At 57.5% G+C, this 14,649-nt stretch carries 16 protein-coding genes; 11 read left to right on the forward strand and 5 right to left on the reverse strand.

The annotated features are described in order from the left end of the window. Positions 1-185: 185 nt before the first annotated feature. On the forward strand, positions 186-506 hold the full coding sequence (locus AB4P91_RS09805) for a hypothetical protein (protein WP_042561157.1): 321 nt from the start codon (positions 186-188) through the stop codon (positions 504-506). On the opposite strand, the gene AB4P91_RS09810 is transcribed toward AB4P91_RS09805, so the two are convergent. Next, positions 503-2,332 carry a hypothetical protein gene (locus AB4P91_RS09810; protein WP_395604711.1) on the reverse strand — a complete coding sequence of 610 codons (1,830 nt, stop codon included), beginning with the start codon at positions 2,330-2,332 and terminating at the stop codon, positions 503-505. The two genes, AB4P91_RS09805 and AB4P91_RS09810, sit on opposite strands and share 4 nt — an antisense overlap. A gap of 163 nt (positions 2,333-2,495) precedes the next feature. On the opposite strand from AB4P91_RS09810, the gene AB4P91_RS09815 reads away from it, so the two are divergent. The 3 genes from AB4P91_RS09815 to AB4P91_RS09825 all read left to right on the forward strand — a co-directional run bounded on the left by AB4P91_RS09815 (position 2,496) and on the right by AB4P91_RS09825 (position 4,162). After that, positions 2,496-2,984 carry a TIGR00645 family protein gene (locus AB4P91_RS09815; protein ID WP_042561155.1) on the forward strand — a complete coding sequence of 163 codons (489 nt, stop codon included), beginning with the start codon at positions 2,496-2,498 and terminating at the stop codon, positions 2,982-2,984. A 131-nt stretch (positions 2,985-3,115) separates the two neighbouring features. Next, a complete protein-coding gene (locus AB4P91_RS09820; protein WP_042561154.1) occupies positions 3,116-3,421 on the forward strand; it encodes a DUF6482 family protein in 306 nt (101 codons plus the stop codon). A gap of 123 nt (positions 3,422-3,544) precedes the next feature. Then, complete coding sequence (locus AB4P91_RS09825; protein ID WP_150595305.1) at positions 3,545-4,162, forward strand: FKBP-type peptidyl-prolyl cis-trans isomerase; 618 nt, start codon at positions 3,545-3,547, stop codon at positions 4,160-4,162. Between the two features lie 137 nt (positions 4,163-4,299). Here AB4P91_RS09825 and AB4P91_RS09830 read toward each other — a convergent pair whose 3' ends face one another. The 3 genes from AB4P91_RS09830 to AB4P91_RS09840 form a co-directional block, all read right to left on the reverse strand. Next, complete coding sequence (locus AB4P91_RS09830) at positions 4,300-4,557, reverse strand: hypothetical protein (protein WP_042561152.1); 258 nt, start codon at positions 4,555-4,557, stop codon at positions 4,300-4,302. A 206-nt stretch (positions 4,558-4,763) separates the two neighbouring features. Beyond that, positions 4,764-5,105: a zinc ribbon domain-containing protein YjdM gene (locus AB4P91_RS09835; protein WP_395604712.1), complete on the reverse strand. Its 342-nt coding sequence runs from the start codon at positions 5,103-5,105 to the stop codon at positions 4,764-4,766. A gap of 181 nt (positions 5,106-5,286) precedes the next feature. Then, the gene (locus AB4P91_RS09840; RefSeq protein WP_007909817.1) at positions 5,287-6,255 is read right to left on the reverse strand and encodes a polyprenyl synthetase family protein; all 969 of its coding nucleotides are present in this window, start codon (positions 6,253-6,255) and stop codon (positions 5,287-5,289) included. A gap of 240 nt (positions 6,256-6,495) precedes the next feature. On the opposite strand from AB4P91_RS09840, the gene rplU reads away from it, so the two are divergent. The 6 genes from rplU (at position 6,496) to AB4P91_RS09870 (ending at position 12,424) form a co-directional block, all read left to right on the forward strand. After that, on the forward strand, positions 6,496-6,810 hold the full coding sequence (gene rplU, locus AB4P91_RS09845) for a 50S ribosomal protein L21 (RefSeq protein WP_003230856.1): 315 nt from the start codon (positions 6,496-6,498) through the stop codon (positions 6,808-6,810). 35 nt (positions 6,811-6,845) lie between these two features. Continuing rightward, entirely contained in the window at positions 6,846-7,103 is a 258-nt protein-coding gene (gene rpmA / locus AB4P91_RS09850; protein WP_003176049.1) for a 50S ribosomal protein L27, read from the forward strand. Between the two features lie 193 nt (positions 7,104-7,296). After that, the gene (cgtA, locus tag AB4P91_RS09855; protein WP_395604713.1) at positions 7,297-8,520 is read left to right on the forward strand and encodes an Obg family GTPase CgtA; all 1,224 of its coding nucleotides are present in this window, start codon (positions 7,297-7,299) and stop codon (positions 8,518-8,520) included. A gap of 137 nt (positions 8,521-8,657) precedes the next feature. Continuing rightward, positions 8,658-9,776 carry a glutamate 5-kinase gene (gene proB, locus AB4P91_RS09860; protein WP_150595362.1) on the forward strand — a complete coding sequence of 373 codons (1,119 nt, stop codon included), beginning with the start codon at positions 8,658-8,660 and terminating at the stop codon, positions 9,774-9,776. A 10-nt stretch (positions 9,777-9,786) separates the two neighbouring features. Beyond that, positions 9,787-10,254, forward strand: coding sequence for a CreA family protein (locus AB4P91_RS09865; RefSeq protein ID WP_042561148.1), 468 nt, complete (start codon positions 9,787-9,789; stop codon positions 10,252-10,254). Positions 10,255-10,384: 130 nt separating this feature from the next. Further along, positions 10,385-12,424 (forward strand): hypothetical protein, encoded by a 2,040-nt coding sequence (locus AB4P91_RS09870; RefSeq protein WP_395604714.1) that lies wholly within the window; start codon positions 10,385-10,387, stop codon positions 12,422-12,424. 127 nt (positions 12,425-12,551) lie between these two features. Here the strand turns inward: AB4P91_RS09870 and rpsT are convergent, their stop codons facing one another. After that, on the reverse strand, positions 12,552-12,824 hold the full coding sequence (gene rpsT, locus AB4P91_RS09875; protein WP_003228351.1) for a 30S ribosomal protein S20: 273 nt from the start codon (positions 12,822-12,824) through the stop codon (positions 12,552-12,554). Positions 12,825-13,076: 252 nt separating this feature from the next. Here rpsT and murJ point away from each other — a divergent pair, with 252 nt between their 5' ends. Next, positions 13,077-14,615 carry a murein biosynthesis integral membrane protein MurJ gene (murJ, locus tag AB4P91_RS09880; protein ID WP_150595307.1) on the forward strand — a complete coding sequence of 513 codons (1,539 nt, stop codon included), beginning with the start codon at positions 13,077-13,079 and terminating at the stop codon, positions 14,613-14,615. Positions 14,616-14,649: the final 34 nt, after the last annotated feature.

Consider the following 14,649-nt stretch of genomic DNA (forward strand, 5'->3'; position numbering starts at 1 on the left):
TTCGTGATAAGTGCCATCACTCTGACGCCAATATTCACACAATGACCATTCGGCGCATTCTGGTTTCATATGGCTTGCGCGGCGGACTTTTCTTCTATTCTCAGCTCAAGGATATCGACAGTATCACTGGATCGAGCCAGTCCTCCCGAGAGGGCTGAATACCGGCTTCACCGAGGGTCGCCGCCATGTCGCGCAACCTCTGCCTCACCCGTCAATGCCTGGGTCTCGTGACCCGTATCGAATGTGCCATCAAACCGTTGGCCGGCGATAACGGCATGTGGACGCTGCTCTTCGCTGCCGGCATGGCCGGCGAACAACCTTCCGCCATCAAAGCCCAGGGACCGTTCCACGGCCCGATTGCCGCCGAGTCGATTCTCGACACCATCGTTGAGAGTTTGACGCTGCACGGCTATGAACTGGCCGACGACCCGCAGATCTGGAGCCTGCACCTGCAAGCCCAGCTTCGGCAGATCAACGGTGGGCGTGGCCGTAGCCTCAACGGCTAGGGCGCGGTGTCAGGCATCTGCGCCTTGTCGAGCTTGACCTCAAAACCGTATTGCACGGTGGCGAGGTGGGTTCGCTGATAGGTTTCCACGTGGGCAGGACGGCCATAGAAGTAGTGCACGCCAAACAGCGCCGGGCCTTCTGCGCTCGCATCGTGGCTGACCGAGAGAATCTGCTTGAGGTATTTGCCGCTGTCGTCCTTGACGAAGAATCGCCATTCATCGGCAGGGAATAGCTTCATGTCGACCACCAGCGTGTTGTTCCTGATCTCCAGACCTTTGGGTAACGACTTGGCGTCGTAGGTTTTTTTCTCGACCGAGGCGAGAAACAGCGGCATTGAGCCGACGGCAATCGCCGGCGTATCCGGGAACAGGTTCAAATCGTAGGTGATCGTCGCTTGCAGTGGATCGACCTGATAAGCCTCGGGCGGTAGCTCGATCGGTTCATCGAGTTTGCCGCTGCGCTTTTCGGTGAAGAACGTCACCGGGCTGACCCCAGGGTTGAAGTCGTCCCCGAGCAGTTCGTCGTTGAAGGTGCGGCGGTGAGAAAACTCGATGCGCGCAGCGCTCGAGTCCTCCACCGATTGTTGAATACGCACGCCGGCCTTCAACTGATCCTCGGTCAGGCTCGCGCCTTTGAGCCAGTTCGCGGCCAGATCGTCATACACCACAATCGGCAAGTCCAATGGCTGGACAGTTTTTTCCACGGTGTGCGGGTTGAACGTGCGGATCGGCAGATCCAGCGCTTTGCGTGTCACGGTTGCCGAGGAAAAATCCAGCAGGCTGACTTCCAGCGTCTCGATTGGGCCATTGAAGTAGACCTTGTTGTAGCGGCGCGGGTGTTGTTGCTCGAACGCCAGTTGGTCGGCACTGAGCTGCTGTTCCAGCGCGTCGCTCCAGTTTTTTTGCTGTTGCAGGTGCGTCAGTTGCTTTTGGTAAAAGTTAACCTGCTCCGGACTTTCGTTGATCGAACCGGCACGCACCAGGTATTGACCAGTGCCATCGCGCGCCTGAACGATCAGCGGATTGAGCTGGGCGTCAGCGACTTCCGGGGCCAGCGGCAGGTTGTTGCTGAATTCGACTTCGGCGTAGTTCTTTTCAAGCTTGAGCAGTTTGACGCTGAGATTGTCGTTGGTGCGGGTCTGACCGACATCTTTCTGCGTCAGGTCGAAACTGTACAAGCGGCGCGGCGCAATGACTTCGACCTGGCCTTGCAGGCTCACCGGTTGCGGCAAGGTCTTTTTGTCCACCCCAAGACCCTCGATGAACGGGTAGGTCACGGTCAGGTCATCGGGATTGGTAACGTTGGAGCTGGACGGGCTGAGCTGAATGCCCGGATCGGTTTCCGACCATTCCGGCTGATAAGCAATGACGCGCTTGTTGCTCAACGTTACTGAATGCCATTCCACGCCATGCGGGAACAGGAAACCACCGGGGATATTCAGGTTGAAAGGAAAAACCGGTTGCAGGTCGGTGAGGTAATCGGAGCTGGCATCTTTGTGCAGCACGAACAGACCCTTGATAAACGTATCAACCAGCGCTTGCGGGGTAGGGTAGTGCTTGAGCACGCCGAGGGCGTCTTCGCCGTATTCGGTTTGTGCCGGATTGCTGTCGAGCTTGAACTGTGCGCGTTCGAGCAACAGCAGCGAACCGCCGAGTTCGGTGACGGCGTTCTTGAGCTTCGGATCGGTGATGGCGTCCAGTGACTGTTCGAATTTTGCGGTTTTTTCTTCAAGGCTGACCGTGCGCTTGTCGTCACCTTGCGAGCAACCGCCAAGGAGCAGGGTGAAGCAAATTCCGGCAATCGTTATCGGCAATCGCACATCCATTTCCACTTTTCCTGTCCGCTTTCGCTGGGCCGTCAATGGTTTGGACACTAGCAGAAAAAAATGCCGCACACGCGCGCGGGTAGCGGATTTTCAGGCAGTTTCTGGCTGTCACAGGGGGCTGGTATACTCGCCCCCCATTACAACCCCCCTTGTGTGAGATTCAATGGAACGCTTTATCGAAAATGCAATGTATGCCACGCGCTGGCTGCTGGCGCCGATCTACATCGGGCTGTCTCTCGGGCTCCTGGCGTTGGCACTGAAATTTTTCCAGGAAGTTTTCCACATCCTCCCCAACGTCTTCTCCATGGCCGAGTCGGATCTGATTCTGGTCCTGCTGTCGCTGATCGACATGGCGCTGGTCGGGGGCCTGCTGGTGATGGTGATGATTTCCGGCTACGAGAACTTCGTCTCGCAACTGGACATCGACGAAGGTAAAGAGAAGCTCAGCTGGCTGGGCACCATGGACTCCTCGTCGCTGAAGATGAAAGTGGCGGCCTCGATCGTGGCGATTTCCTCGATCCACTTGCTGCGCATTTTCATGGACGCCAAGAACGTCGATCCCGAGCACCTGATGTGGTACGTGATCATCCACATGACGTTTGTGATTTCGGCATTTGCCATGGGTTATCTGGATAAGCTTACCAAGCACTGATCATCCCTTGAGTGCTGCCAAACCGCCCGTCTGTTGCGAAACAGACGGGCGGTGTCGTTTGTGGCTTGTGCTTTTTTGCCCGCGGGCATATCCCTGTAGACCTACTGGCTCGCCCTGCGTGAGGTGTGTTCATGAACCTGCAAGAGTTGAACGCGTATGCCATCGCCGGCAAGGTCGATGAGCTGAACCTGATCTCCATGGAAGGTGGCATTTACTTGCTCGAAGCGCGTATGCGTGGCGCGGCGTATCCGCTCAGCAACCCTCAAGGGCAGATGTTGACGCTACGCTCGGTCGAACATGCCCGGGATGTGCTGCATAGCTTCCCGGTATTGCCATTCAACCTCGTACACACCTCGGTACATGATGAAATGTGTGGCCTCGGCGCCAGTGGCGAGGAAAGTCTGAAAGTGCCGCTCGCCTGGCGTTCCGCACTGTAGACCCGGCGCCCCAAACGCCAAGGCATCTGTGCTAGTCTGCTCGCCCTTTTGGTTCCGGGCGCGCCGGGACGCGCTGTGTACGCACGGCACGTCTGTTGGTCGTCCGCACAGCGGAGCAGTGTCATGTCCGAAGTAAATCTGTCCACCGACGAAACTCGCGTCAGCTACGGTATCGGCCGTCAGCTGGGTGACCAGCTGCGCGACAACCCGCCACCGGGTGTCAGCCTTGACGCCATTCTGGCCGGTCTGACCGACGCTTTCACCGGTAAGGAAAGCCGTGTGGGTCAGGAAGAAATGTCCGCCAGCTTCAAAGTGATCCGCGAGATCATGCAAGCCGAAGCGGCTGCCAAGGCTGAAGCTGCAGCAGGCGAAGGCCTGGCATTCCTGGCTGAAAACGCCAAGCGTGACGGCATCACCACTCTGGCTTCCGGCCTGCAATTCGAAGTGCTGACCCAGGGCGAAGGCGCCAAGCCAAGCCGTGAAGATCAAGTGCGTACTCACTACCACGGCACCCTGATCGACGGCACTGTGTTCGACAGCTCCTACGAGCGTGGCCAGCCAGCAGAATTCCCGGTTGGCGGCGTCATCGCCGGCTGGACCGAAGCCCTGCAACTGATGAATGCCGGCAGCAAATGGCGTCTGTACGTGCCGAGCGAACTGGCTTACGGCGCTCAAGGCGTTGGCAGCATCCCGCCGCACAGCGTTCTGGTGTTCGACGTCGAGCTGCTGGACGTTCTGTAAGACCTGGCCTGTCCATGTGACGGGTTAGCAATGTGGGAGCGACCTTGCTCGCGAAAGCGGTATTTCATCCAGCATCTCTGTTGAATGTACTGACGCCTTCGCGAGCAAGCTCGCTCCCACCGTTTTTTCCGTGACTTTCATAGTTCTATCTTGTGATGCAGTTCATTCGTCGGGCGCAAGGCCCGGGCGTAGCAGAACAGGAACAGATTGCGCACCAGCTCCTTGAGCACCAGCGGTTCGCTGGAATTCAGGCTGTTCACATCCAGATCACCCTGATCCTGCAGCTCATGCAGGGCTTCTTCTTCAAGCACCGCACAGACTTCCCCGGTTTCCCGATGCAGGATTCTGAGGTAGGGGTGTGGGCGATCCAGCCAGGCGTCGATCAAATAAGTCATGGTTCTCATCTCCATTGAAAGGGTTTCAATGAGAATAATTCTTATTCATCAAATAGCAAGTGCCTATTGGCGGATTGCAGATTTTTCAGGGTAAAGATTGCGTAAGGTCAAAACGGCTGGCGCTTGGCTATTGCGTGGGTTTGTTGAGGGAACAGGGGAGGGTGAAGCTCCATCCCACGGCGGGCGCGGGATGGATGACAGCAGGTTCAGACTTTTCTGACGAACTCGGATTTGAGCTTCATCGGACCGATGCCGTCGATCTTGCAATCGATGTCGTGGTCGCCATCGCACAGGCGAATGTTCTTGACCTTGGTGCCGACCTTGACCACCAGCGACGTGCCTTTGACCTTGAGGTCCTTGATCACGGTGATGGTGTCGCCGTCCTGCAGGACGTTGCCGACCGAATCTTTCTTCACCGCATCATCGGAGGCTGCTTCGGCTTCGCCATTGGCAGACCACTCGTGGGCGCACTCCGGGCACACCAGTTGGGTGCCGTCTTCGTAGCCGTATTCGGAATTGCATTTCGGGCAGGGTGGCAACGTGCTCACTAGGGCTCCTTGAGAGGGGATCGCTAAAAGTCGCACATTGTATAGGGTTTTACGCGCAGGCGGGCATAGCGCAGAAACAACTGTGGGAGCGAGCTTGCTCGCGAAGGCGTCAGGTCAGTCGACATTGATGTCGATTGGCACATTGCTTTCGCGAGCAAGCTCGCTCCCACAGGGGGTTGAATCAGTGTGTGCGGGCGACCGCAAACTCACTCAATTCCACCAGTGCATCACGGTATTCGCTGGCCGGCAGCGCTTCGAGGCACTTGATCGCACGGGCCACATAATCGCGGGCCAATTGCGCGGTGTACTCAAGCGAGCCGGAAGCTTCCACGGCGATGCGGATGCTTTCCAGGTCTTCGATCCCGCCTTTCTGGATCGCCTGGCGCACCAGTGCAGCCTGTTCAGGCGTGCCTTCGCGCATGGTGTAGATCAGCGGCAGGGTCGGCTTGCCTTCGGCCAGATCGTCACCGACGTTCTTGCCCAGGGTTTCCGCGTCGCCCTTGTAGTCGAGCAGATCGTCGACCAGTTGGAATGCCACGCCCAGGTGATCGCCAAAGGTGCGCAGGGCTTCGCTCTGCTCGGCGGTTGCACCGGCCAGCGCGGCGGCGCTGTGGGTCGAGGCTTCGAAGAGCATCGCGGTCTTGCCGCGGATGACTTCCATGTAGGTTTCTTCGGTGGTGCTCGCGTCACGGACCTTGGACAGTTGCAGCACTTCGCCTTCAGCGATGATGCGCGTGGCCTGCGAGAGGATTTTCATCACCGGCATCGAGCCCAGTTCGACCATCATTTCGAAAGAGCGCGAGTACAGGAAATCGCCCACCAGCACACTTGGTGCGTTGCCCCACATGGCGTTGGCAGTCGAACGGCCACGGCGCATGCCGGACATGTCGACCACGTCGTCATGCAGCAAAGTCGCGGTGTGCAGGAATTCGATGGTGGCGGCGAGCAGGCGCATGTCATCGCCTTCGCGACCCAGGGCCTTGCCACATAGCAACACTAATAAAGGACGCAGGCGTTTGCCGCCGGCCGAGGTGATGTAATCGCCGATTTTCGATACCAGCGGCACTCGGGAAGTCAGCTGCTTCTTGATGATGCCGTCGACGGCGCTAAAATCGTCCGCCACCGCGCGGTAGAAAGCTTGGGGTTGCATCAGCGAGAGTCGCTCCAGAAGGGTTGCGCGGCATGCTAGGACCCCCGTCCAGACCTGTCAAGGCGCGATGGACGGCTACTTGCAAGCCTGCGATAGCTTGCGTACAATCGCGCACCCTGAACTTCCTGGGCAGCACCTGCCTTACGCAATTGCTAGAGGGCCTTCCAGCCCCATGCAGCCATGCCAGCCAATACCTCTTCTTATAAAGAGCTGGGTGAGCAGGATTATCGGAGAAACACCATGTCTTATGCAGTAATCGTTACTGGCGGCAAGCAGTACAAAGTCGCCCCAGGTGAATACCTGAAGATCGAAAAACTGGAAATCGCTACCGGCGAATCCGTTACCTTTGATCGCGTTCTGTTGGTTGCCAATGGCGACGACGTAAACATCGGCGCTCCAGTTGTTGCTGGCGCTACTGTTGTGGCTGAAGTGATCTCCCAAGGTCGTCACGATAAAATCCGCATCATCAAGTTCCGTCGTCGTAAGCACCACATGAAGCGTATGGGCCACCGCCAGTGGTACACCGAGATCAAAATCACCGGTATTCAGGCTTAATTTCAGCCTAATTCCTCACTAGGAGAATTGAACTCATGGCACACAAAAAAGCTGGTGGTAGTACCCGTAACGGTCGCGACTCAGAAGCCAAGCGCCTTGGCGTGAAGATGTATGGCGGCCAGAAGATTATTCCGGGCAACATCATCGTGCGTCAGCGCGGCACCCAATTCCACGCTGGTTACGGCGTTGGCATGGGTAAAGATCACACCCTCTTCGCGAAAATCGAAGGCGTGATCAAGTTTGAAGTAAAAGGCGCGTTCAACCGCCGTTACGTGAGCGTTGTCGCGGCTTAATCGCGAGATCGCTGGAAGAGCCCTGTCTTGCGACGGGGCTTTTTCGTTTGTGGGGTGAGTCTCTTGCAAAACTGTTTGTATGGGCTGTCGGCGTGCGATACAGGTCGTGTTTTGGGGTCGCTGCGCTCATTTTTGCAAGAGTCTTATGTCTTGATTGTTTTTCGGCTCGTCCGTATGGCGAGAGGCGTTGGTTATGAAGTTTGTTGATGAAGTATCGATTCGAGTAAAGGCTGGTGATGGCGGCAATGGCGCCATGAGTTTCCGTCGGGAAAAATTCATCGAGAACGGTGGCCCGAACGGTGGTGATGGCGGTGACGGCGGTTCCATCTACATGATGGCCGACGAAAACCTCAACACCCTGGTCGACTACCGTTACACCCGGCACTTCGATGCCGAGCGTGGTTCCAACGGCGGCAGCACCGACTGCACCGGTAAAAAAGGTGAAGACCTGATCCTGCGCGTTCCAGTCGGCACCACCGTGATCGACTCCGCGACTCAGGAGGTCATCGGTGACCTGACCAAGGCTGGTCAGAAACTGATGGTGGTGCAGGGCGGCTGGCACGGTCTGGGTAACACCCGTTTCAAGTCCAGTACCAACCGTGCGCCGCGCCAGACCACTCCGGGTAAGCCGGGTGAGCAGCGCGACCTGAAACTGGAAATGAAAGTGCTCGCCGACGTAGGTCTGCTGGGCTTGCCGAACGCCGGTAAAAGTACCTTTATCCGTTCGGTCTCGGCAGCCAAGCCGAAAGTTGCCGATTACCCGTTCACCACGCTGGTGCCAAACCTGGGCGTGGTCAGCGTCGATCGCTGGAAGAGCTTCGTCGTTGCCGATATTCCGGGCCTGATCGAAGGTGCTTCCGATGGCGCCGGCCTGGGTATCCGCTTCCTCAAGCACCTGGCGCGTACGCGTCTGCTGCTGCACCTCGTCGACATGGCGCCGCTGGATGACGCCAGCGCGCCGGATGCTGCTGAAGTGATCGTCAATGAACTCATCAAGTTCAGCCCGTCCCTGGCTGAGCGCGATCGTTGGCTGGTGCTGAACAAGTGCGACCAGATCCTTGACGAAGAGCACGAGGAGCGCGTCAAGGAGATCGTTGATCGCCTGGAGTGGACTGGTCCGGTCTACGTGATCTCGGCCATCTCCAAGCTGGGTACCGAGCGTCTGTGTCACGACATCATGCGTTACATGGAAGATCGTGCCGACCGCCTGGCCAACGACCCTGCCTACAAGGAAGAGCTGGCAGATCTCGATCAGCGCATCGAAGACGAAGCGCGTGCGCAACTGCAGGCGCTGGATGACAAGCGTGCCCTGCGTCGCAGTGGCGTGAAGTCGGTCCACGACATCGGCGACGATGATTGGGACGAAGAAGATGTGGATGACGAAGACGGTCCGGAAATCATTTACGTGCGTGACTGATCCGTTGCGATAAACTTGAACGCCGCTCAATCGAGCGGCGTTTTGGTATCTGGATGTCAGTAGTTGGTAGGGAATAGCCACGATTAACGTCACGGGTGGTGCCAGGTCGCGCCGCCCTCAAGCTAAGGTTGAAAATGATGCGGAGCAAGGTGACAGGTGCGCAGCGTTGGGTCGTGAAGATCGGCAGCGCTTTGCTGACGGCTGATGGCAAAGGGCTGGATCGTGCGGCAATGAGTGTCTGGGTCGAGCAGATGGTGGCCTTGCATGAGGCTGGCGTCGAGTTGGTGCTGGTGTCCTCCGGTGCGGTAGCGGCCGGCATGAGTCGCTTGGGCTGGACCGCACGACCCAGTGCGATGCACGAACTTCAGGCTGCCGCCGCTATCGGTCAGATGGGGCTGGTGCAAGCTTGGGAATCAAGCTTCGCCGAGCATGGCCGGCACACCGCGCAGATTCTCCTGACCCATGACGACCTGTCCGATCGCAAGCGCTACCTGAATGCCCGTAGCACCCTGCGAGCGCTGGTCGAGCTGAAAGTCATCCCGGTGATCAACGAAAACGACACGGTGGTGACCGACGAAATCCGTTTCGGCGACAACGACACGCTGGCGGCGCTGGTGGCCAACCTGGTTGAGGCTGATCTGCTGGTGATCCTGACGGATCGCGACGGTATGTTCGATGCCGATCCGCGCAACAATCCGCAAGCGCAGCTGATTTATGAGGCGCGCGCCGATGATCCGAGCCTGGATGCGGTGGCGGGTGGCACCGGTGGGGCGCTGGGGCGCGGCGGCATGCAAACCAAGTTGCGCGCAGCACGGCTGGCGGCGCGTTCCGGTGCGCACACCATCATTGTGGGTGGTCGTCTCGAGCGTGTGCTGGATCGTCTGAAGGCGGGCGAGCGCATCGGTACGTTGCTGTCGCCCGAGCGCGGCATGCTGGCGGCGCGCAAGCAATGGCTGGCAGGGCATCTGCAAACCCGTGGCACGCTGGTGCTGGATGATGGTGCTGTGTCGGCGCTGTCTCAAGGTAACAAGAGCCTGCTGCCGGTGGGCGTCAAGCTGGTGCAGGGCAGTTTCCGTCGCGGTGAGATGGTGGTCTGTGTGGCGCCGGACGGTCGTGAAATTGCCCGTGGTCTGGCCAACTACAGCGCGCTGGAAGCTCAAAAAATCATCGGTCAGTCGTCGGATGCGATTGTCGGTTTGCTGGGTTACATGGCTGAGCCGGAACTGGTTCACCGTGACAACCTGATTCTGGTTTAAGGAAAATTCGATGCGCGTAGCAAAGGGATTATTGGGTTTGTTGATGGCGCTGCCATTGCTGGCCTCGGCCGAGGAAATCGGTCAGGTGTCGACGGTGTTCAAATTTGTTGGTCCGAACGACCGGATCGTGGTCGAGGCGTTCGACGACCCCAAGGTCGAAGGTGTGACCTGCTACCTGTCGCGTGCGAAAACGGGCGGCGTAAAGGGGAGTCTGGGGTTGGCGGAAGATCGCGCCGAAGCCTCGATTGCCTGCCGTCAGGTCGGCCCGATCAAGTTCAGGGGCGAGCTGAAGGACGGTGATGAGGTGTTCAAGGAGCGCACATCGTTGGTGTTCAAGACGATGCAGGTGGTGCGTTTCCTCGACAAGAAACGCAATACGCTGGTGTATCTGGTCTATAGCGATCGTGTGATCGAGGGCAGTCCGCAGAATGCGGTGACGGCCATTCCGATTTTGCCGTGGGTGCCGGTTCAGCCATAAGGCTGAAAACCATTACAGGGTCGAGTTGGTTTTCGGGGCCCATTGGTTGAATGATTGAGGGCGAGCCGTTCGGCTCGCCTTTTTGTTTCTCATTGTTGAATTGATGTGCTTCAGGCGCGAAGGGATTCGTATGCGTTCTTTTTTTATGTCGCTGATGGTGTGTTGCTCGCTGTCCATGCAAGTGCAGGCCGAACCGTTTTATGCCGGCAAATCATTGGCGCACCCGGTGATTCAGTCTCAGGAGAGTGGCGCGACGTTGGCGTTTGTTCGTGAGCCGGCGGGCGTTGTGGGGTATGCGTGCATGTGTGATGGGCCGACAGCGGTGCCGCAGGTGCTCGACAATTTCGGTGATTCGAGCATCGAGTCAGTCTTCTACGGCAGTCTCGATAGCGATATACAGACCTTGATTGTGCTGTCCCGGGAGGGTGGGCGAAATGCGCTCCATGGCTATCGATTCAGTGAGCGATCGGGCAGATATCGCAAGCTGAGCAGTCTGCAGCCGGTTCTGGATCGCATTGCGAGCAATCAGAAGAAGCTCAATGCCGCACGGGTAGTGAGTGAGCTGAACAAGTTGCTGCCCTATGACTACGGTTATGAGATGGCGACAACTGGCATCCCCGAGTTCGATGCGCTCGATCCCACGGCTGGCACGTTAGTGGGTGAATTCGGTGTGGGTGGCGTTCCGGCCTCGGAGGGCGGTGAGCCGTCAGAAGATGGTGTGTATGACGCCTACAAGAAAACCTTTCTGCAGCGCGAAGGGCGTTGGTTGACGCTGACCTACGAACGCACGCCGATGGAGGAGGGTGAGCTCGCTCCGGCCTTTCGTGTAACGCAAATGGCGTGCGAGTCTGACCCGAAACGTTATGTGGGCTCGGAGGACGGACCTCTCGTTAAGTTGTGGGGTGATCGTGTGCTGGAGCGAGGCACGATGGTTCAGGGCAAGAAGACGGGGGACTGGATCGAGTTTGATGCAGCGGTCTCCGAGGCCGCGGGAGCCTATGCGAATGGTTTGAGGCAGGGCACCTGGGTGATCGACGAGCGCGATAGTGTTTCCGAGGGTTTGTTCGTCGATGGTTTGCGTGAGGGACGCTGGACGATCACTGCGTACGATAAAGATGAAGATATCTCCGGATTTGACACGTATAAGCACGATGTTCTGGACGGTCCGACAGAGCGAGTCAGAGGAGGTGAGGTTATCTCGCGCGGCGAATACCTGAAGGGGCGGCAGAACGGTCATTGGATCAGTGGTGAGGGTGAGGGCAGTTACGTGTCAGGTGCCAGGGAGGGCGCCTGGACGCTGAAAGTGGGCGGCGACCGCGTTCAAACCTTGTCGTTTGTCGCGGGTAAAAAGGATGGAGAGCTGCGCGAGGTTGATGCTGCGGGTGTGCTGAGACTGCTCGAGCACTACAAGGCTGGTGCGCTGGATGGTTTGAGGGAAATCTATGCTGCAAACGGCAAACTGACCTATACCGCGACCTACGTGGCGGGGCAGATCAAGGGGCGTGCGCTGACCTATACCGATGACGGTGCGGTACTGCTGTCTGACATCACCTGGCTTCACGGAAATAGAGAGGGGCCCTTTCGCACCTATCACTCAAATGGTCGGTTAGACCGGGTGGCCATTTATGAGGCGGATGAGCCCATCGGTAACGACCAGTCGTTTAATGAGGCTGGGGCATTGATTTCAGACAGAAATTACTGCCATGTGGTCGATGGCAAGTACACAAGAATCAAGCCATGTGGCCTGCAGCGTAGTTTTCGCGGTGATGGGGTTGCCTACTTCGAGGCCGATTACCTGTTCGGGGTCAGGCAAAGTGTGCGTCACGAGTCTTACGAGGGGCGAAAGGTCGAGGAGGTGCTGTTGGGTGCGGATGATCGTGTGATACACAACGATTACTACCCCAATGGGCAATTGAAGTGCTCCGAGCCCATGCAGGGATATCGTCTGATCACCGTTGAGGGGCGGGAATACAAAGACTATTCCTATGCGAAGCGTGAAGGTGAAATGGTCTGCTACTACTCGACCGGTGTAGTTGAGCGTCGCTTCAACTTTAAGGGGGGCGAGCTGGTCGGCTGCTACACCGGGTACGATGAGTCGGGCGTGCAGAACTTTCCGCCGCCAGAAGGGTGTCCTCCACCGAAGCCGGTCATGTTCAATTTTTCTGAGTAGACTCGGTGAGTCGGGTGCGTACCCTTGACCGGGTGCGTGCCTGTTTGCGGGGTTGTAATGAGAAGGGCGTCAAATCGCAGGCAATAAAAAACCGACCCGAAGGTCGGTTTTCTAATGACTACGTCGCTTAGGCAGCTTCTTTCAGTGCCTTGACGTGGCCATTCAGACGGCTCTTATGACGAGCAGCCTTGTTCTTGTGGATGATGCCTTTATCGGCCATACGGTCGATAACTGGCACAGCCAGAACGTATGCAGCTTGAGCTTTTTCAGCGTCTTTTGCGTCGATGGCCTTAACTACATTCTTGATGTAGGTACGAACCATGGAACGCAGGCTGGCGTTGTGGCTGCGACGCTTCTCAGCCTGTTTTGCACGTTTTTTGGCGGAAGGTGAGTTGGCCACCGTCGAGCTCCTCGAAAGACTTTTTAGGAAATAGCAAACAAAATAGGCCGCGAATCATGCCGATGAAGAGAAGTCTTGTCAAGGGCACTTGAATCGTTCCGCTAAGTGGTAGGTATAAAGAGGCGGGATATTTATTTCCGGCGCTTGACCTGTAAACTCGCGAGCTTTGGCTCTGTGCTGCTGCGGCGCGGAGTATCGCACAAGTAGGCGCTTTATTCGCCTGCTGTTTATCGACAGGCACAAACTCCTTCAATGAATCTGCTCAAATCGTTGGCCGCCGTCAGCTCTATCACGATGATTTCCCGGGTTCTCGGGTTTGTTCGCGATACGCTGATCGCTCGAATATTCGGCGCCGGAATGGCAACAGATGCCTTTTTCATCGCCTTCAAGTTGCCCAACCTGTTGCGGCGGATCTTCGCCGAAGGCGCTTTTTCCCAAGCGTTCGTGCCCATTCTTGCGGAATACAAAAGCCAGCAGGGCGAAGAAGCGACCCGCACCTTTATCGCCTATGTGTCGGGGTTGCTGACACTGGTGCTGGCGCTGGTCACTGCGCTGGGCATGATCGCCGCGCCATGGGTCATCTGGGCCACCGCCCCGGGATTCACCGATACCCCGGAAAAATTCCAGCTCACCTCTGACCTCTTGCGGGTGACGTTCCCTTATATATTGCTGATCTCCCTGTCCTCGCTGGCCGGTGCGATCCTCAATACCTGGAACCGCTTCTCGGTGCCTGCGTTCGTACCGACCTTGCTCAACGTCAGCATGATCGTGTTTTCGCTGTTCCTCACGCCGTACTTCGATCCGCCGGTCATGGCACTCGGCTGGGCGGTATTGGTCGGGGGGCTGGCGCAGTTGCTGTTTCAACTGCCGCACCTGAAAAAGATTGGCATGCTGGTGCTGCCGCGCCTGAATCTGCGTGATACCGGCGTATGGCGGGTGATGAAGCAGATGCTGCCGGCGATCCTTGGCGTATCGGTCAGCCAGATTTCGCTGATCATCAACACCATTTTTGCTTCGTTTCTGGTCGCCGGTTCAGTGTCCTGGATGTATTACGCCGACCGTTTGATGGAATTGCCATCGGGCGTTCTGGGTGTGGCGTTGGGCACGATTCTGCTGCCGACGCTGGCCAAAACCTACGCCAGCAAGGATCGCCACGAATATTCGCGGATTCTCGACTGGGGCCTGCGCCTGTGCTTTGTGCTGGTGCTGCCGTGCTCATTGGCGCTGGGGATCCTCGCCGAGCCGTTGACCGTTTCGTTGTTCCAGTATGGTCAGTTCACTGGCTTCGATGCCGAAATGACTCAGCGCGCATTGATTGCCTATTCTGTCGGTCTGCTCGGGATTATCGTGATCAAAGTGCTCGCGCCGGGCTTTTATGCGCAGCAGAACATCCGTACGCCGGTAAAAATCGCAATCTTCACGCTGGTATGCACTCAGTTGTTCAACCTGGTGTTGATTGGTCCGCTGGCCCACGCCGGGCTGGCCTTGGCGATCAGTGCCGGTGCGTGCCTCAACGCCGGGCTGCTGTTCTATCAGTTGCGCAAACAGCAGATGTACCAGCCGCAACCGGGTTGGGCCAAATTCGGTTTCAAGCTGATCGTGGCAGTGGCGGTGATGTCGGTGGTGTTGCTGATCGGCATGCATTTCATGCCGGCGTGGGATCAGGGCCACATGCTTGAGCGCTTCCTGCGTCTGGGCGCATTGGTGGTGGCTGGCGTGGTTGCGTATTTCGGCATGTTGCTGCTGCTCGGTTTCCGTCTGCGCGACTTCAATCGCAAGGCCTTGAGCTGAGGTTTTACTCTTTATGAATGGGCGCGGGCCGGCA

This window comes from Pseudomonas sp. B21128 (genome assembly GCF_044218865.1).
Classification (GTDB): Bacteria; Pseudomonadota; Gammaproteobacteria; order Pseudomonadales; family Pseudomonadaceae; genus Aquipseudomonas; species Aquipseudomonas iridis.